This window comes from Thainema salinarum CENA647, from assembly GCF_057732415.1.
In genome coordinates, this window is sequence record NZ_JBYJZJ010000022.1 from 5,646,690 (window position 1) to 5,665,099 (window position 18,410).

13 protein-coding genes are annotated in these 18,410 nt (G+C 49.6%); 7 read left to right on the forward strand and 6 right to left on the reverse strand.

All coding sequences use genetic code 11. The annotated features are described in order from the left end of the window. Positions 1–341 precede the first annotated feature (341 nt). From AC286M_RS31475 to AC286M_RS31490, 4 genes are all read right to left on the reverse strand, one after another. Positions 342–3,599, reverse strand: coding sequence for a methyl-accepting chemotaxis protein (locus AC286M_RS31475; protein ID WP_488208155.1), 3,258 nt, complete (start codon positions 3,597–3,599; stop codon positions 342–344). 233 nt (positions 3,600–3,832) lie between these two features. Further along, positions 3,833–4,363 (reverse strand): chemotaxis protein CheW, encoded by a 531-nt coding sequence (locus AC286M_RS31480; RefSeq protein WP_488208156.1) that lies wholly within the window; start codon positions 4,361–4,363, stop codon positions 3,833–3,835. A 12-nt stretch (positions 4,364–4,375) separates the two neighbouring features. Continuing rightward, a complete protein-coding gene (locus tag AC286M_RS31485; protein WP_488208157.1) occupies positions 4,376–4,741 on the reverse strand; it encodes a response regulator transcription factor in 366 nt (121 codons plus the stop codon). Between the two features lie 304 nt (positions 4,742–5,045). Continuing rightward, positions 5,046–6,314 (reverse strand): response regulator, encoded by a 1,269-nt coding sequence (locus AC286M_RS31490; RefSeq protein ID WP_488208158.1) that lies wholly within the window; start codon positions 6,312–6,314, stop codon positions 5,046–5,048. A gap of 790 nt (positions 6,315–7,104) precedes the next feature. On the opposite strand from AC286M_RS31490, the gene hmpF reads away from it, so the two are divergent. Then, on the forward strand, positions 7,105–8,871 hold the full coding sequence (hmpF, locus tag AC286M_RS31495) for a pilus motility taxis protein HmpF (RefSeq protein ID WP_488208159.1): 1,767 nt from the start codon (positions 7,105–7,107) through the stop codon (positions 8,869–8,871). Positions 8,872–9,042: 171 nt separating this feature from the next. Next, positions 9,043–9,267 carry a glycogen debranching protein gene (locus AC286M_RS31500; RefSeq protein WP_488208160.1) on the forward strand — a complete coding sequence of 75 codons (225 nt, stop codon included), beginning with the start codon at positions 9,043–9,045 and terminating at the stop codon, positions 9,265–9,267. A 107-nt stretch (positions 9,268–9,374) separates the two neighbouring features. On the opposite strand, the gene AC286M_RS31505 is transcribed toward AC286M_RS31500, so the two are convergent. Next, positions 9,375–10,451 (reverse strand): potassium channel family protein, encoded by a 1,077-nt coding sequence (locus tag AC286M_RS31505; protein WP_488208161.1) that lies wholly within the window; start codon positions 10,449–10,451, stop codon positions 9,375–9,377. Positions 10,452–11,139: 688 nt separating this feature from the next. Between AC286M_RS31505 and AC286M_RS31510 the strand changes: the two genes are divergently transcribed. From AC286M_RS31510 to lepB, 5 genes are all read left to right on the forward strand, one after another. Then, positions 11,140–12,429: an aspartate aminotransferase family protein gene (locus AC286M_RS31510; RefSeq protein WP_488208162.1), complete on the forward strand. Its 1,290-nt coding sequence runs from the start codon at positions 11,140–11,142 to the stop codon at positions 12,427–12,429. 587 nt (positions 12,430–13,016) lie between these two features. Beyond that, positions 13,017–13,247 (forward strand): hypothetical protein, encoded by a 231-nt coding sequence (locus AC286M_RS31515; protein ID WP_488208163.1) that lies wholly within the window; start codon positions 13,017–13,019, stop codon positions 13,245–13,247. Beyond that, positions 13,183–14,640: a family 10 glycosylhydrolase gene (locus AC286M_RS31520; protein ID WP_488208164.1), complete on the forward strand. Its 1,458-nt coding sequence runs from the start codon at positions 13,183–13,185 to the stop codon at positions 14,638–14,640. Before AC286M_RS31515 ends, AC286M_RS31520 begins: the two co-directional genes overlap by 65 nt. Positions 14,641–15,234: 594 nt before the next feature. After that, positions 15,235–16,239 (forward strand): sulfotransferase domain-containing protein, encoded by a 1,005-nt coding sequence (locus AC286M_RS31525; RefSeq protein ID WP_488208165.1) that lies wholly within the window; start codon positions 15,235–15,237, stop codon positions 16,237–16,239. Positions 16,240–16,765: 526 nt separating this feature from the next. Next, positions 16,766–17,404 carry a signal peptidase I gene (gene lepB, locus AC286M_RS31530; RefSeq protein WP_488208166.1) on the forward strand — a complete coding sequence of 213 codons (639 nt, stop codon included), beginning with the start codon at positions 16,766–16,768 and terminating at the stop codon, positions 17,402–17,404. 161 nt (positions 17,405–17,565) lie between these two features. On the opposite strand, the gene ribE is transcribed toward lepB, so the two are convergent. Next, complete coding sequence (gene ribE / locus AC286M_RS31535; protein WP_488208167.1) at positions 17,566–18,282, reverse strand: riboflavin synthase; 717 nt, start codon at positions 18,280–18,282, stop codon at positions 17,566–17,568. Positions 18,283–18,410: the final 128 nt, after the last annotated feature.

Below are 18,410 nucleotides of genomic sequence, written 5' to 3' on the forward strand. Positions count from 1 at the left end.
CCCGCTGCTGTTTAACTACGCCTGCCTACTGTTTATAGTCTTTCCCGTTTTCAGCCCAATTCTTTCGTCTTTGGTCTACAAAGTCTAGAGAATTTAATACAAATTGCAAATTATTGTTACGAATAGATAATGGCTCTACTCAAAGTAAAGGCAATTTTGCAAGTTTTTAGCATCTCAATGCACAAGTTTAATCGGGAAAGTAAAATGCGAATCATTTCTTCCCCGCTTTGTTACAGAACGATGAATGATGAATGTTGAATTAATACCGAAACATTGAGGGCGCAGGGTTTGCGGTGCAAACTCTGCGCCCTCAATGTTTGGATTCTAGACAACCAGAACGCTTACTCTGATTTTTCAACGCGGAATCGTTCTACCGAGGTCAACAGGTCACGTGCAACGCCTACTAGATTTTGCAGAGAACCCGACACCCGCTGCGCTTCTTGGGAGGTTTCCTGAGCGGTTAATTCAACTGACTGCATAACCTGAGCGACTGCTCGTGACGTTTCGGTCTGTTCAACCGTGTCGGCAGTGATGGAACGCACCAGTACGTCAATCCGGTTCGATACCTGAATAATGTCTTCCAGCGATCGCTTGGCTTGTTCGGCTAGGCGGGTACCCTCGATAACCTGCTGCGTACCTTCCTCCATCGCGGTCATAACTGAACCTGTTTCACTTTGAATCTGTAAAACGATCTGTTCAATTTCCTTCGATGCTTTGGCCGCTCGGTCTGCCAGTTGTCGAACTTCATCCGCTACGATCGCAAATCCACGACCGGCTTCACCCGCTCGGGCGGCTTCAATACTGGCGTTCAATGCCAGCAAGTTGGTTCGAGAAGCAATCTGCGAAATCAAGGCCACAATCTTGGAAATCTCCTGGGACGATTCGGCGAGACGCTTCACCTTGCGAGTCGTTTCCGCCACCGTTTCCCGGATTTCCAGAATACCCGCTACCGTCCGTTCTACCGCTTCACCACCCTTCAACGCCGTGGTCGATGCGGAACGCGCCACTTCCTCAGCTTCGCGGGCGCTCTCGGCCACCCGCTGAATCGAGTCCGTCATCACCTGCACCGAATTGAGCGTAACGGCTAGCTCCTCAGCCTGACGTAGTGCGTCTGAAGACAAACTGCGGGCAAACATTTCGTTTTCGGTTGAACCCTTGGCCACTTGGCGGGCCGCTACTTTCACCTGTTCAACGATTTCGCGCAGGTTCTGAATGGTCAGGTTGAAGGAATCAGCGACCGCACCTAGCACGTCTGCCGTCACCTCCGCCTGCACCGTCAAGTCACCTCGCGCCGCACCTTCTACGTCATCCAGTAAACGAATCACCTGGCGCTGGAGATCCTCTTTGGCTTGCTCTTGCTCTTGCGCTTTGCGCTGAGCTTCGCTGGTGGTAGTTAGAATCACCCGCGACATCTGATTGAATCCCGTCGCTAATTGACCAAATTCATCTTCGGAATAAACCGTCGCGTGGGCATTTAGATGTCCACTTGAGACAGACTTAAATTGAGACTGCAAGTCGTTGACTGAACGGCGAATTTGCTTGTTAGCCAAGTGGCTGAGGGCAAAGGTGGTGCCGAAACCAACTGCTCCTCCCGCAAGAGCCATAACCAAACCTGCCCGCTGAACGTAGCCAATCTCCTCTTGGTCATAACTGCTAGGAACGAGCCGTGTTGCACCAAAACTAACGGCTGCCACAGCAATCATGGCTGCGATACCAGTTGTCCCAGCCATAATCCAGCGCTTCATATCCAGGGAAGCATTTTCAAACGGAGCCAGCATACCCTGCTCTGTGCTGACGCTCGGCGTTTCGTTTTCGTCCGCTTGGGTAAACGTAGGCAGTGAATCTGTAGCACCCGCAATGCTGAAGATTTCGTCTTCGCGAATGACAGATTGATCACCCGCATCCGTTAAATCGAATTCAGCATCGCTCATGGAACGATCCATTGCGCCTGGCATGCCGCCCCCGGCACTAACGGAGGGACTGGTGAAGCCAGCCGAGCTATCAGACAAGTCAAATTCAGGCAAACTGCCTAAATCATCAAAATCATCAAACTCATCTAGATAGTCCGCATTACTCTGCTCTGGGCCGCTGTGATCCAGTTCAACTGAGGCAAAATCGCTTTCTTCCGAGACAAAAGCGAAGTCTGATTCATCCACATCGCCGAGGCCATGACCATTAAAGTCACTCATGTCATCCACGGGAGAGGATGAGACGAAGGTCATATCTTCGTTGAAATGGTTGTCAACCGCTGACGGTGCGGAGGCTGAGTGATTACTGCTTTCATCAGCAGCAAAATCGCTAGCTGCAAAATCATCAAATTCACTGGCAGCAAAGTCATCAAATTCACCTGCACCAAAGTCATCCGCCGCAAAGTCGTTAGACAGCTCATCCGTTCCGGCGGCTTCATCTTCTTCTAGACTGGTGCCCATGAAGAATGTTTGTTCCCCCGAGTCAGAGATATCATTGGCCGATGGGGCAAAAGCGTCAGGCTGGTCTGGCAGCGACTCAAAATCGGATGGAGCACTATCTGGCGAGGACGGCTGTCCAAATGCATCGTCAAAGTCGTCATAGGCCGCAAAGCCTTCAGGCACGTCCTCTAGCCCTGCACCTGAATCAGCAAAGCCGGCATCGGGTGCAGTCGCAAAATCATCTGTAAAATCACCACTGGCAAAATCACCATTGCCGAAATCACCACCCGCAAAGTCATCGCTGGTAAAGCTACCACCCACTTCACCCGTTTCGAAGTCAGTAAAATCATCCTCGACAAATGGATTATCGGCGGCGGGTGCAGCAAGGTCACCCTCTCCCATCGCGAACGCATCTGAACCGTAATCATCGGCAGCAAAGGGGTTGGCTGCATCAGCCGAACCACCAAAATCATCGGCAACTAGCTCTTCATCAAGCCCTTCCAAGTGGAACGGATCGTCGGCAACGGGAGCAGGTTCATCAGCGGTGGCAAAATCGTCTTCGTCAAACGGATTAAAGGCCAGATCCTCAATGCCGTTGCCGGATTCAGCATCAGCAAAATCAGAGATCGCCTGATCGCTGGCGGCTCCGGTTCCATCATCTAGCTCGAAATCGGAAAAGTTCACGTCGTTGAAGTCTTCGCCGCTGCCGAAATCAGGCGTGTCAGCGGCATCATCTGCGATCGCAAAATCCGAATCGTCGTGCTGGGCAAACGCATCCGGCCCATAAGCCTCTAGGTCATTATTGAAGAACTCTTCAGAACCGTTACCAAAATCATCGGCCCCAAAGTCATCGGTTCCAAAGTCATCCGCACCAAAATCATCATCAGATCCACTGGCAGAACCATTGCCGATATCACCAACTTGATCAGCTTGGGCTAACCCCTGATTCGCATATTCGACATATTGCGGATCAGACGTTAGCGACAGTACAGCTTGATACTGTTCCCGTGCAATCTCTGGCTGTTGAAGGCCATAGCAATAAATGTGGCCTCGCAGCAGCATTACATCCGGCTTATCCGAATGCGATGCTGCCAAATCATCAATCAGAGAGGCCGCCTCTTCATAACTTCCCTGCATGTAGGCGGTCATCGCCTTTTGATATGCTTGGGCGTAATCCGTCCCTGGTGCCATTTGCCTTCTCCTGCCAGTGCAAGTATCCCAACGAGTCTGTCTAAATCAATCTAAATCGGACAAATCAGAATCAATCAAATCGGGTCAATCATGTTGGTTTGAGCTCAGTGGATCTAAACCAAATTGTGTGGATTTTACGGACGGCTGAAACGCTTTCAATCTCAACTTTACTCACATTTACTTACTCAATCTACGCACTTGACTTGCACTTAACCTCGTTCATTCAAACCTGGTTATGCCGCCCAGCGTGCAGATCGAAGAATTGCCACTTGATCCAACAGCCGCAGCTTGCGATCGCGCTCTGGATCAGTTATCCATTCTCCCCTTAAAAAAGGAGCCATGCTGTCTGGAACATTGATTGGCATCTGAATATCATCAACATCTAGCCAGTATGTCCCAACAACCTGATGAACAGCTAACCCTAGCATAGCTTCCTGATCTTCAACCGCAATTACTGGAATTTCAGAGCGATCAGTATTTAATATGACCGGATCTCCCAAAAACTGACCCAGATCTGCGACCCAGATCACCTGTCCCCGTATGTTGAGCGTACCCAAAAGCAAGGGAGAAACATTCGGAATCGGCGTAATTCGATCCAATGGAGATTCGATCACTTCCTTGATACCCGTCGCCGGTAAGGCGAACTCTTCCCCTGATGCAATATAAAACCGTAAGTGTAACTCACCTTCCGGCGTTTCAAGCTCCTGAAATTCGGGCGCTTGATCTTGACCGCGACCAGTTAGAAAATCAGGATTACCTACCATGACCTCAACTTACTACCCTCGCAACAATTGTTTAACTGTGCCAATCAGTTCAGTGGGTTGAAACGGCTTCGCAATGTAAGCATCTGCGCCCTGTTTCATTCCCCAGTACCGATCAAATTCTTCCCCTTTCGAGGAGCACATTACCACTGGCACATTTTGAGTGGCTGGATCGGACTTCAATTTGCGGCACACTTCATACCCGTTCATCCTTGGCAGCACAATATCTAAAACAACTAAATCGGGCCGCTGCGACTGGATACTGGCCATCGCCTCAACCCCGTCGGCAGCCACAACCACTGTCATCCCACTACGCTGCAAAAGATCGGTAATCATTTTCTGTTGTGGCACACTGTCTTCGACGACTAAGACAACGCTCATGAACTCTACCTGCTAACTGCAACTGTGGACAATTTAAGATCTTGCAGCGTTTCGTCAATGTTTTAACGTGATTTTGCGGATTCGCTCCTATTTTTAGATCAAGTCGTTATAGGAATTTATATATTGAGCTCGCTTGATGACTGATAAAAGGCAAAACAGGTGGTGTTCGCTCTACCTTTCATAAAATCTTAAGGATTTTGTTTAAGGATTGTGTTTATGACTCATGAGCTGAGTTTTGAGTTCAAATACGACAGATTTTTGAGAGTCTGGGTTCAACGTTGTAAAAGGGTACGTTTTGGCAAGATCACAAATGCAGGGAGGAAGGCTCAGATAAATCAATTTCGAGCTCATCTTCCAAGGCTTCGGCCAACAGTCGCTCTGGCTGAGGCGAATCCGGATCGCCAAGCCCAACATACCGTTCAACCAGGGTCAGCAATTCATGCTCACCAAAGGGTTTGGTGAGATAGTCGTTGGCTCCCACCATGCGAGCCCGAACCCGATCGATAAAACCGTCTTTGCCTGTGAGCATCACAATCGGGATTTGGCGAAACGCCGTCGAGCGCCGCAGCATGGCGCACAGCTCATACCCGTCTAGCTCAGGCATGGTGATATCACACAGGATTAAGTCCGGCTTGAGCTGAAAGACGAGGCTGAGCGCCTTAAGCGGATTGCTGATGGCTGTCACTTCGTACCCATGCTGATCCAGAATGTGCTCAACCGCTTTGCGGACGGTTGCCCCATCGTCAATACAGACCACGCGCGGCACTTTCTCGCCAGCTTGTAAATCAAAAGCTCGTTTACTTGCGATCGCAAGATCAGAATGAGGGTACGTCAAATGCACTAGTCCCTGCTGGACGTAGGGTAAAATCGCTCGTCCGATGGTGACAATATCGCGATTGATGAAGCGAGCAATTTGCCGAATTGTCGTGCGACCATCAGCCCAGCGCACGAGAGATTCAAAGGCTCCCTGCGGCAAATCCGCCTGTAGCATGGCTGCATCTTGAATGATGGGGCACTGATCCGGCGACTGAATATGGGGATGAAACTGCTTCCATTGCTGGACCTGCTTCATGATTTTGACCACCAGCGGCGCAATTTCCAGCGTCGTTAGCTGGGGAGACAACGCCGGACTCAGCTCAAATACAAACGCGCCGTGATGCAGACCCAGCAGGTCAAATAGCGTTTCGCTAACCATGCTGTAAATAATCGAGCGTCCCTGAGCTGCAGTAAGCGTGTGGTCTTCCAGCAGTCGCCACAGATAGCCATATTCCGGGGCATTGAAACTTGCGATCGCATGGGCCGCCTCGGTATCCTTCAATGCAGATTCCAGATGATAGCGACGTAGATGATCGCGCAAGCGCGACAAATTGGCGTTGCCCGTTCCCGCATAGACAATCTGGCCGTTGAGAAAGAACATGAACCAGGACTGCCCCACGGTGCCGTGAATGCGATCGCTACTCACGGCACCAGACGGGGAGCTGTACGCTTCGACAAATAGCTCTCCTGTCCGCTGACCCAATTCAATCAGCTGCAAGATACTCCGAATGTCAATTTCACTCAGTTTGCCTTGCATGAAGTAAAACGCGTACGAAAGAGCAATCTGGAGGGGCGAACTTTAGCCAACAACTTTGAGCCAATTTGGCCAACAAATTGGAAACGTATATGCGATCGCGCCAAAAATTAGGTGGAATGCAGACGAATTCAGACAGTTTCGATGTTCTACACTAACATCCTAGTGCAATCCCTTCGTTTTAGTTTCATCTTCTTGTAACTTCAGGCAGACGCCGAAAATCACGTTGGTTTAGACCGTTGGTCACTTTGAAAACGTTTAGAACGTTTGAACGTTAAACGTTAGATTGTGTAAATCTCTCAACCAGTCTCAACCCCAATGCTCTACATCACACTTAAACACGACGGCGACGGCTATATACGTCTACATGATGGCTATATGTAAGTTGCAAGATAAGAGATCTGCGATCCCCAAAATTGGCAACTTCCAGAGAGTTAGGGGTAACATTGTGAGTGCCAGCCAGAATTGTGGAATATTAAATTTGGGAGCCGTCTGCGTTGCGATCGCAAACGTTAAGCGGAACGATCCAGGCGATAACCTGACTGACAATCTTCTAAACGACTATCGATGTCGTAGGCTAGATGGGCACTATCTAGATGGGCACTACTCAGAACAAGCACCAAGCGAATCTGCCTGGGCGTTCTGCATAGGCGTGTTAAGTGTAGTGTTGTCAGCACAGGCAATTCGGTATGAACGGTATCTACCATTCACGCTGAATCGCAGTAACATGGGTGGCTGCAACCCGATTGCAGCAATTGATAACCGGGCATAAACACGGAAGAGGGCGTTCGACGTGTTGTATCTAGCGGAAGTACAGAAGAAAGCAGGACTACTTGGTGGAGGGAAAGCAGAGTTAAAGCTGCTCGCCTGCCAGCGATCGGAGCAAAACTGGAGTGCGGTATCGGGCGACGAGATTGTCAGCTCAGATGATGCCAATAATTACAATCCCGGCGCGCTGGTCATGGTAGACATTGGCGGCAATCGGCAGGTGCAGCGGATTCAAGATGCAGGTCGCCAACTGGTTGGCATTCTGCAAAACTTTTCCAAGCTGCAAGAGCGATTTAAGGGGCAAGAAGATGAAATTGAGCAGTGGAAGCAATCACTGACATATCAAAGTCAGGAGCTGAACCGCCGCGAAATGGAAATGGAATCTCGACAAGCCCAGCTTGAAGAGATGGAGCAAGACATCGAACAGTTTGAGCAGCAGCGCCAGGAAATTGCGGCCTCACGGGAAGAAGTGGAAACGCTCCGAGCAGAAATTGAGCGTAAAAATCAGGAGCTAGAAGGCGCTTGGGCCCATCTACGAGGCGAGATGCAGAAGCTGGAAGATCGCCAAGGTGAAATGCAGTCAGCCCAAGGGTTGGATGCAGCCGAAGCCCAACGTATTCAAGCCTCCCTCGAACAACTGTCCGGATTACTGAACGCCGCTGATGTTCTGCCCGCTGAGTTTGAAGCGCTATTTAGCTTGATCGGTCAGCAACAGGAGATCCTCAATCAGCACTGGCAGAATTTGGAGCAGCAGCAAGCTTCCGTTAGCCAACTCCAGGCCGAAGTCGAACAGCGATCGCAGTCTCTGCAAGAAGGTTGGCAAGCGCTCCAGCAGTCCGTGGATGCCCTGGTAGAAGCAAAGGCCAATTTGGTGGCGCAGCAAACCACACTTTCTCTTAAAGAAGCCCAGCTCGCGGTGATTACGGAACGCTGCAAAACTGGCATATCCGTTGCAGATCGTCTGCAAGAGCTAGCTCAACTGGCAGGGCAAAGCCGCAGCAACGTCAAGGTCGATACTCAAGCTCTAGAAGACATGCCGGTTGATAAATTACAAGCGGTTGTCCAGGATCTAGAGAAAGATTTGGAAAAGGTTGTTCGCTTTGTCAACGACCAGGAAGAAGAGTTAGCGTTTGAACTACAGGCCATTGAGGAACTACAGCAAAAAATTGCGGCTGCCAATGACTATGACCGCCTGAGCTTGGAAAATGAGCTGACCGAAGAGCGCGATCGCTATCAGATGCTGAATGAAACCCTAGTAGGGCAGCGACGCAACCTGCAAGAACGGGAAGAGATCTTGATTCAGCACCAATCCATTCTCAATCGACGCCAGGGATTACCTATGCCCGAAGGGGCTGATGCGGCTAGCCTGATTGATATCACACCTGTTCTGAGCGAGTTAGACGTGCTGCGCCAGCAGCAGGATTCAGAACGGCAGCAGCTCGAAGCTGAACTGGACAGTCTGCGACAGAGCGTAGCCGCTGCCCAAACCGCTGTGGATCAGCAGATCACAGAACAGGGGCAACAGCGCCAGTCTCTAGAAGAACAGCAGCGGGAACTGCAAGTGCAGCAGGCTAATATTTCTGAGATACAGGGCAAAATCCGCCTTTACGAAGAAGCACTGCAGCCGATTCAAAATACGCTGGACGGTCTACGGCAAAAGCTAGAGGAAACCCAATCTGCGATCGCACAATTGCAGGAAAGCCGCGCCACCCAAACTCAGATTGTCACCGATATCCAGCAGGCCATTCAATCGGCTTCGGCGCAGCAATCTCCAGAGCTAGCGGCGTCCTAAACTCGGTAACATCATTATCACCAGCGACACCAGCGACAATTAGTAGCAGCGACAAAGGGCACGCTAGCGTGCCCTTTGTCGTCAAAACTGGATTTTTACGCGATATTAACGGGTATTGGCGCTAAGATAGCAGGCGTTCGCTGCATAGATAACGATAAAGACGAGATTGTTATGATGAGCCAATCTGATTTAGTCATTTGGGTTAATGAACAACTTGATCCATCGGGTTTAGTCTATTCCTGCATTGCCTGCCGCGACGCAAACCAAGCCCAGGCTTGCCATGAATCTTTTCAAGAAAACCTGTCAGAAGCCCAACGATCGGCAGGGTGGATTGCCCGAATTCGCACCGTCAGCTCCTGGGAAGAGGTGCCGGTGAATGCGTTGAAGTTGGATTAGGGGATGAGGGGGATTGAGGCTGTAGAGGGCTTTAGTAGGGATGGGAGTAGGAGAGTGAGGCTGTAACGGCTTTGCGAGCGAGAAATAGCATTTAGCGCATATTGCCATTAATTTCGCCTTGGAGAACGGGGCAGATTGGGGTTAATTGGGCTGAGAAGCTGATTGAGTCGTCGGAGTTCTTCGGCGGTACCCATGCCGATAATCAGGTCGCCTGCTTCGAGGATGGTTTCGGCAGTCGGGCCAACAGTGAGGGAGCCATTGACGCGGCGGATGGCAATGATCAAGGCACCAGACTGCGCCCGCAGGCGAGCTTCTTTCAGACTTTGGCCGACCCAGGGGCAGGTGTCGGGTGAAATGAGAAATTCTTCCATGTAAAAAGTGCGATCGGAACCGGTCAGGATACCATCAACAAAATCGACCACTTGAGGCCGCAATGCGGCAGCGGCCATCCGTTTGCCGCCTGTAATGTAGGGCGAGACGACGACATCTGCGCCACCCCGCTGGAGCTTGAGCACAGCTTCTTCGCTGCTGGCGCGGGCAATAGTGCGGAGACGGGGGTTAAGGGTTTTGGCCGACAGAACGGTATAGAGATTTTCGGCATCGGAGGGCAAGGCGGCGACTAGACAGGCGGCTCGCTCAATGCCGACTTTGTGCAACATCTGATCTTGGGTGGCATCGCCCTGGACGGCGAAATAATTGAGCTGCTGAGCATCCAGAATTGAATCTTCATCGGAATCGATCACGACAAACGAAATCCGCTCAGCCTTGAACTCAAGCGCGATTTGGCGACCTGTGCGACCAAACCCGCATAAAATATAGTGATTTGAGAGAGCATCCATAAGTCTTTGTCGTTGCTGTAAACGAAAACCGGCTTGAAACGAACCCTGAATGAGGGCTTCGGTAAATCGGTTGGCGATGTAAGTGATCACCACGATTCCCATCAAAATCAGCAGGATGGTGAAGACACGTCCACTGTCATCCAAGGGGCGAACTTCAGAAAAACCGACCGTGGCCAGGGTGATCACCGACATGTAGGTTCCTTCCAGCCAGGACCACCCTTCTACGAAGCGATACCAGAGTGTGCCAATCAGGACGAGGCACATGAGCGCCACGACACCGCCCAGAAGTTCACGGCGAATGCGACGATAGCGTTCTTCAACAACAGTCTGAGATCTTCTAGCCAAGCCGATTACAGTACCTAGAGTGAGGAGCCATCAGGAAATAGGGGGTTGGGGATATTTGAGATACTCAGAGTCTAAAAATTGGCTCAAAATTAGCTCAAAATCTGCGATCGCAGATGACTCAAGTCATTAATCATCAAATAGTTATCAAATGTCGTCCCAACAACCGTTTGCCTCAAGTTTCTAAAAATAATGTGAAAAGGTCTGTCTCACAACTTGTTTGAGATAGTCCACGCTTCAAACCGAACACCTTACCGCATTAAAGTTTTCGGTAGCGGTGTTCAGAGCACCCAAAAATCATTACCTTTTGAGGACTACTAAGTTTTCAATCCCCTATGACTGTAAAGCATCCATTCAAATTTATGTCAGGGCTTGTCTGAAAATAGCCATAGAAACCATTGAAAAACTCGTTTAAGATCATGAACGGTTAGCAATCTGAATACTAGTGGGCTCAGCATTGTGAATCTAGGAAGAGTCATTCCGACTCATTTCTACGACTTCAAATCACGGTAGTTCTCAAGCGGCAATGATGGTATTTCGTATGGTCTAGGCTCACACGACGAAGATCACTGCCGATTATCACTATCCCAATCGCGATTCTGACTAGCCGCGTTATTGAGATTACATTTGCTAATCTGTCTGCATACAAGATCCGTCCATCCTGTCGTTACCCAGTTATAGAGACTACCCTATGGCGAGTTTGAAGAGTCTGGTTCAAAATCCACTGAAAGCGTTTAGTCAAACCTCATCAAGCCCTGACTTTCAGATTGAGGATTTTAATGCGCATGTCATGACCACCTATGGTCGATTTCCTATTGCGCTGGAACGAGGAAAAGGCTGTCGCGTTTGGGACTCGGACGGAAACGAGTATTTAGACTTCGTGGCTGGAATCGCCACCTGCACATTGGGTCATGCCCATCCCGTGATGGTGGAAGCGGTGAATCAGCAGATTCAAACTCTGCACCACGTTTCCAATCTGTACTACATTCCCCAACAGGGTGAGCTGGCCGCTTGGCTGACCGCTCATTCCTGTGCTGATCGGGCCTTTTTCTGTAACTCCGGGGCAGAAGCCAATGAAGGAGCGATTAAGCTAGCGCGGAAGTATGCCCACACCAAGCTGGGCATTGAAAATCCGATGATCATCACGGCCAACGCCAGCTTCCACGGACGCACCCTGGCAACGATTACGGCGACTGGACAGCCCAAATATCAGAAGAATTTCAATCCGCTGATGCCGGGATTTTACTACGTGCCGTATAACGATGCGGCTGCGCTGGAAACCGCGATCGCAGAATTGGATCAGGATCAGCGTCAGGTGGCGGCAATTCTGCTGGAACCGCTCCAGGGCGAGGGCGGCGTGCGTCCTGGCGATATGGCCTACTTCAAGCGGGTGCGGGAACTCTGTGATGAGAAGGGCATTTTGCTGATTCTGGACGAAGTACAGGTGGGCATGGGCCGCAGCGGCAAGCTGTGGGGCTATGAGAACCTGGGTATTGAACCTGATATCTTCACCTCGGCCAAGGGACTGGGCGGCGGCATCCCCATCGGTGCCATGCTGTGTAAGTCGTCTTGCGATGTGTTTGAACCCGGCGATCACGCCAGCACTTTTGGCGGCAACCCCTTCGCCTGCGGTGTCGCGCTAGCCGTTTGCCAAACGCTGGAAAAAGAAAATATTCTCGCCAACGTCCAGGCACGCGGTGAGCAGCTCCGGGCTGGCCTAACTGCGATCGCACAGGCTTATCCCCAGTTAGTTGCAGAGGTACGAGGCTGGGGCTTAATCAACGGTCTAGAACTCAAAGCCGATATCGCTTTCAAGTCAATTGATGTCGTCAAAGCGGCAATGGATAATGGTCTGCTGCTCGTCCCCGCTGGGCCGCAGGTCGTTCGCCTGGTGCCGCCGCTAATCGTCAGTGCCGAAGAAATTGATCAGGCACTCGAAAAACTGCGAGTTGCGATCGCGGGTTTAGCCACAGAAGCTTAGAAATTTTTCTAAGTGAATAAAATATTGCAAATAACGACGTAGGTCAGGTTTAACTGTCTCATTTCAGGCAGGATGCCTGACCTACAGTTTTATGACAGATTTTGAATATCAGGCTTCTGCTACCAGTTCTATAGCTGTAGCCAGCTAAGTCAGGACGTTGTTGTGGTGCGGCAATGCCGCGCCACAACAACGTCCTGAGCACTATATAGGATTCCAGTTAAGAGTGAGAAAACGAAAGAGCAGAGTGCCTCAGGATGAGGCACTCTGCTCTTTCGTTCTTAATCTAGAACCGCTATAAATAGCTATCGCTATCCAAGCCAGCGCTACAGATGAGGTTGATGCTGAGCGCTGAGAACTGAGGATTTGCAAAAAATATTTAGATTGCGAAACTTCAATATAAGCTTGCAAATTTTAGCGAACTCGATACACTGATCCGGCAACTGCATACCAGGAAATTACGTCTTTGAGGGTTAGTCATCCCGAATCCACTCGTGAATCCTGATTTGAGCATCTTCCTAACAGCTGCTGGCTAAAGGTTCACAGCATCGACCTTTCGCAGAAGCACACCGGGATTTACAGACTGGATTTTGTGTCAATTTTTCGCAGGTAAAACCAATTTTTATGAACAGGTTGAAGTGGCGGAGTTCCGGTCAGGCACGATTACAGCAATGGTCACGATTACAGCAATGGTCAAAATGGTGGTTAAGCAGCTCGCGAAAGCGGCGATGGCGATTATTAGCTGTAGCGTTAATTATGACCTGGCTGACGAGCTTACTTCATCCGGCTCTCGTGCATCCCGCGCAGGCGCAGTCTGCTAATGCTTACTGTCACCTACCCGCCAGCGCGATTACCCAGAAAGAACAGCTCCGCCAGCAGGCCGCCAACGGTAACAACCAAGCGGCTAGCCAATATACCAACGTCTTGAAACAGCACGCTCAAATGATGCAGACCTGTCGCCAGCAACATTGGCCGCAGCGGCAGGCCGTGTGGGTGCGGCTCTATCCCTGCGATACGCTGCCGGGCGTGCTAGAAGCGCTGCTTGACCGAATTGTGAACCGGGGCTATAGCCACGTCTATGTAGAAACGTTCTATAACGGGCAAGTGCTGCTGCCTTCCGCGCAGAATCCCACCGTATGGCCATCGGTGGTGCGGACGCCGGGAACCGAAAATTATGACCTGCTAGCGGCTGCGATCGCAAAAGGGCATGAACGAGGATTAAAAGTTTATGCCTGGATGTTCACGATGAATTTTGGCTACTCCTACGGCCAAAATTCGACCCGCCAACAAGCCCTAGCGCTGAACGGCGCAGGTTACAACACGCTGTCAGTCACTAATCAGGTCAATGCAGCGGGAGAACCGATCTCGGACGAACTATTTATCGACCCCTACAGCAATCAGGCCCAGGTTGACTATTATCGCCTGGTTCAAGCCGTCGTACAGCGCAAACCAGACGGTATTTTATTCGACTATATTCGCTATGCCAGGGGGCACGGTTCCGCCTCTTTGGCCAGCCGGGTAAAGGATTTATGGATTTACGGCCCGTCATCTCAACAGGCACTCTATAACCGTGCGCTCAACAACAAAGGCCAAGCACTGATTCGTCGATTTGTGGCTCAGGGCTACATTACAGCAGGCGATATTCAAGCCGTAGATGAGCAGTTCCCCAATGAAGGCGAGCCGATGTGGCAAGGGCGCACCACGCCCGAAGTATTTGATCCGCCGCTCACGCCTGAAGAGCGGCAGGCCGGATTGCAGCGAGAACTGTGGTATCTCACGGTCGCTCATGCCTATCAGGGAGTAGTGGATTTTCTGATGATGGCAGCGTTGCCTGCCCAGCAACAAAATATTGCCACTGGTGTGGTCTTTTTCCCTGGCGGCAATCGACGAATCGGAGAAGGGTTTGATTCGCGTCTTCAACCCTGGAACCAGTTCCCGCACTTAATGGAGTGGCATCCAATGGTCTACGGGATCTGTGGCAACACAGGCTGCATTACCGACGAAGTTCAAGAAGTGCTCAATCAAGCATCGGACAGTACGCTCATTGAACCGGTACTGGCAGGCAGTTGGGGCAATTCTAGCGGTCGCCCATCACTCGAATCACAAATGCAAGCCATTCGACAAACCACCCCACAAATTGCAGGGCTAAGCCATTTTGCTTACTCCTGGCAAGACCCAGAGTTCGATCGCGTTCGAAAATACTGCCGCAACTAATGTCATCTTAACGGTGGGATTAAGGAAATAATCTTTGTGGCGTGGGCTAAATCTGCACAAAATTTCTTTTAAAGAGAATAGCCCACGCCAAACTAATTGACCTGGGAAACTCTGCACAGATTCAACCTTTTGAACATTACTTTTTATAAAAATCTCAGCCCAAATAGTGCTGCATCATTTCCTCTATTCAGCATAAAAAGAGCCAAGAAAGATTGGCTAAATTTCCCCTTGGTATAAATTTTTTATTCTTATCTCTTCATGTGTGACTAAGTTAAAAAGGTTACCTTGTTTCACAAGGGCATACGTTTAAGTCTCACCCAAGAACTTATATCTTGAACTCAATTAACAATGAGCATTTTGTCACTGCAGTGCAGGAGCGAAAGGCTTGCTTTGGGTTTTCAACTTTTGTGTCAAATATGTGGATAAATGCTAAGTACTGCTACACCAGTTCTACCTATTGGTGTGCGATCGCATTTTTTAGAACTCTCATATCTTGTAGCCAACTGTAGCCGACAAGATCATTTTTAGGAATTTTAGTTTAGCCACGTTGAGCAACGATTTTAAGCCAGCGTGAATTAGAGAAAACGGGAATCGATGCAAAAGTATAATTTTTATGGTCCAACTTTTGGGACTATTGATAGAGTTAATGGATTGTTTGTCAAACCTGAAAATACCTTGGTCATCAACGGTTTTTGGCGAAGTGGTACAACTTGGTTGCAGGAGTGTATAGCAGAAGCGTTACAGGCAAAAAGCATATTTGAGCCTTTTCAAGCACGTGCCAAATATATTTTCAAATGCCTGCCGGAAATCTCTCCTTCACGTCGAGATTATGCATTTCACAATGGTCTAATGCCCTATGCGGCAGAGGCTTTGGAGCCAGACACTCAACTATTTCATCTAATCAATCAGGCACAACGAGGACAGCTTACGCAGAAATTTGTATTACGCAATCAAAAACTGAATCTTGAACGCTGTCTCAATCAACAAGTAGTTGTTAAATATACGCGCGGTGCTCTAATTTTAAGAGCGATCGCAAATACCTTTTCTTGCCCAGTCATCCATGTCTACCGCGATCCTAGGGCTGTCATTGCGTCGATTAAGAAATCTAAGCCAAACTGGGGAGAAGGAGCATTTAACAATTTTTCTTTGTCCTCGCATCTCCTAGAGATTGATGACGGTCGTTATGATTACTTTAGTCAATGGAAAGATGAAATCAGCGATATAGAGAAAACAAATGACTATGGCAGAATCGCTGCTTATTATTGTCTGACGGAACGCTATCTTGCTGATAGTTTCGCCAATGGGCCTCAGAACCAGTTTGCGTTGATCAGATATGAAGATTTGATTGAGACTGGCTTGCCAATGTTACTCGACACGTTACATCAGCTTGACATTCAAGTGCAAAATCCCCACATCAAGGCGTTTGTCAAACCGTCATCGACTCAGTATGCAAATAAGCAGACCCATCTAACTCGGGCAGATCGTTTATCTCGTTGGCGCACCCGATTGAGTCAGGATGAAGCTCACATCATTGAATCCGTGGTCACGACGTTTGGGATGCAAAGCTATCTTGCATCTGAGCAAGTGAAAAGCAGTTGAGTCACTCCCTTAAACGTTAAACGGCCCCGAACGCTTCCCAGTCTTTCGGATCACATTCCGCTTGGCTTAAGCCCTAATTCGAAATTCGTAGTCGAAGAGAGAGGCGTGGATTGCGATCGCAATCCACGCCTCTCTCTTCAAGATCTCCTACATGTGCGCGTTTCTAAAAACAGGTGATGCCACCTCTTAAGCAAGCACAAGAGGCCTGTGCAGATCGTTTTGCGGCTCTATCCTTGAACCCGAAACTGCACCTATGGAGTAATTTCCCTCGGCAACAAAGTTAATCCCTCTGCGTCAATCATTTGGTCAGCATTTGTCAAGCTGCGTCAGCATCGTCTATAAAACGACTACAGATTTAACAGGGTCAATTTATGATCTTCCCTAACTCTGCTATCAGGATTAGCTAAAATTGATAAAGTGTTTAGCAACCTGAAATAATTCAGCGCTATTTCCAGGCAGACCACTGCCTGTAGTACTTAAATCAACGTAAACCGCAGTCATTATTGATTGTAAGGATTAAGCCGACATGAGTCGTCCAGACACTCCTCACTCCGATTTACCTGAGAATCTAACGCCTATGCCGCAAGAGGAAGACAAATCTATTGCTCAATCTACCAAGAAACCTCGTGTGGAGCATGAGGAAAATCCTTGGTTGGAGATTGTCAAAACGATTGGCCTTGCGGCTGTGATGGCAATTGGGATTCGCAGCTTCGTGGCGGAGGCTCGCTATATTCCATCTGGTTCAATGGAGCCAACCTTACAAATTAACGACCGTCTGTTCATCGAAAAAATTTCCTATCGCTTTAATCCACCCGAACGCGGCGACATCATCGTTTTTCGTCCAACAGATACTCTGAAGCAGGAAAATCCAGAACTTAAAGATGCCTTCATTAAGCGTGTAATCGGCACACCAGGCGACGTGGTTGAAGTTCGGAACGAAAAGGTCTTCATTAACGGTGAAGTGATCGAGGAAGACTATATTGCGGCTCCCCCGGAATATGAATGGGGGCCAGAAGAAGTCCCCGAAGATTCCTATCTTGTCTTGGGTGACAACCGCAACAACAGCTACGACAGCCACTATTGGGGCTTTGTCCCTCGCGAAAACATCATTGGTCGCGCTGCCGTCCGGTTCTGGCCGCCCGAGCGTATTGGTGAGGTTGATTAGTAGATTTCTTGGTTGGATGTCTTGAAAAAGTAAGGGCTAGCAGGTGTACCTGCTAGCCCTTACTTTATTTGAATAGGTCGGCTAAAATCTGGGATTCATCTCGCTTGCTGCTGCGATCGCAAACTTCATCAACCACCAACCAACTATGAGCCATTCTGTACTTAATGATAGCCATGCTCAGCTAAGAAATCGGGGGTAAGCCAGCCGGGGAGGTCACTTGTTTCGGAACCGTTATGACTGATAGCGGGGGCGGCAGAAGCTGTTTGACCCTGCATTCCTGGGCGCAGCAAAAACTTCTCAACGTATTTCCCTAGCACATCCCCTTCCAAATTCACGGGGCTACCGGGCTGGAGATACTGCAAATTGGTTTCTGCGTAGGTGACTGGAATAACCGCAACTATAAACCAGTCGCCCGTTTCGCTACAGTCTGCCACCGTCAGGCTAATACCGTTTACCGCCACGCTGCCTTTAGAAACGATATAGCGAGCCATCTTGGCATCAGCGACTTTGAAGCTAATTTCCCAAGCATTGGCAGTCTGTACGGCTGCATCGAGATAGCCGCGTCCGTCTACGTGTCCAGTGACAAAATGGCCGCCGATTTTGCTGCCGACGCGCAGTGATGTTTCGACATTGACCAGGCTACCCGGTTGCAGATCGCCCAGTGTGGAGCGCCGCAGCGTTTCCGGAGAAGCAGCGGCCACAAACCCCTGGGGTAAAATTTCGGCCACGGTCAAGCAGACGCCATCGACCGCAATGCTGTCACCCAGTTCCATACCCACTAAAATGCGATCGCGATTAGCACCCGTGCAGAGAATTTTGAGCTGATCATCGCGGATTCGATAGATGGAACCCAATGTTTGAATCAGGCCAGTAAACAAAGCAGCGGCTCTCCTTGAGGTGAACGACGAGACAACTTCAAATCAATACAAAACAATGCAATGCAATGCAATTGATGTAGATCCGATTTTAGGGGCGGGTTTCGCTGCTCAATGTTGATTTCCAAGTC

Bases quoted from the DNA above. Each gene is read 5' to 3' on its own strand.
- AC286M_RS31475 (WP_488208155.1), bottom strand. From the start codon at position 3,599: ATGGCACCAGGGACGGATTACGCCCAAGCATATCAAAAGGCGATGACC.
- AC286M_RS31480 (WP_488208156.1), bottom strand. From the start codon at position 4,363: ATGGTAGGTAATCCTGATTTTCTAACTGGTCGCGGTCAAGATCAAGCG.
- AC286M_RS31485 (WP_488208157.1), bottom strand. From the start codon at position 4,741: ATGAGCGTTGTCTTAGTCGTCGAAGACAGTGTGCCACAACAGAAAATG.
- AC286M_RS31490 (WP_488208158.1), bottom strand. From the start codon at position 6,314: ATGCAAGGCAAACTGAGTGAAATTGACATTCGGAGTATCTTGCAGCTG.
- AC286M_RS31500 (WP_488208160.1), top strand. From the start codon at position 9,043: ATGATGAGCCAATCTGATTTAGTCATTTGGGTTAATGAACAACTTGAT.
- AC286M_RS31510 (WP_488208162.1), top strand. From the start codon at position 11,140: ATGGCGAGTTTGAAGAGTCTGGTTCAAAATCCACTGAAAGCGTTTAGT.
- AC286M_RS31520 (WP_488208164.1), top strand. From the start codon at position 13,183: ATGACCTGGCTGACGAGCTTACTTCATCCGGCTCTCGTGCATCCCGCG.
- AC286M_RS31525 (WP_488208165.1), top strand. From the start codon at position 15,235: ATGCAAAAGTATAATTTTTATGGTCCAACTTTTGGGACTATTGATAGA.
- lepB (WP_488208166.1), top strand. From the start codon at position 16,766: ATGAGTCGTCCAGACACTCCTCACTCCGATTTACCTGAGAATCTAACG.